The organism is Streptomyces sp. SID11385 (assembly GCF_010548245.1).
Taxonomy (GTDB): domain Bacteria; phylum Actinomycetota; class Actinomycetes; order Streptomycetales; family Streptomycetaceae; genus Streptomyces.
In genome coordinates this window covers 1-235 of record NZ_JAAGLR010000936.1, presented here as the reverse complement: position 1 = coordinate 235, position 235 = coordinate 1, and the positions used below count along the sequence as shown (strand labels likewise).

The window sequence follows — 235 nt, the reverse complement described above, 5'->3', positions numbered from 1 at the left end:
GCTGCGCGAGGGGCTGACCCCGGCGGGCGCGGAGGGCTTCACGGGGCTCGGCGTGGACGTGGAGGCGGCGTCTGCGGCGCGCCGGACCACGGTCCTTACGTGCGCGGACTGGACCGAGCGCCGCCCGCACCTCGCGGGGGCGCTGGGCGCGGCGGTCGGCGCGCGGTTCCTCGCCGCCGGATGGGTCGAGCGGCACCGTACGGACCGGGGCCTGACGGTGACCCCGGCGGGGCGG

General features: G+C 80.9%; 1 pseudogene. It reads left to right on the top strand.

The features are described from left to right. Positions 1-235 (top strand): annotated as a pseudogene (locus tag G3I42_RS28295) (transcriptional regulator); the annotation flags it as partial.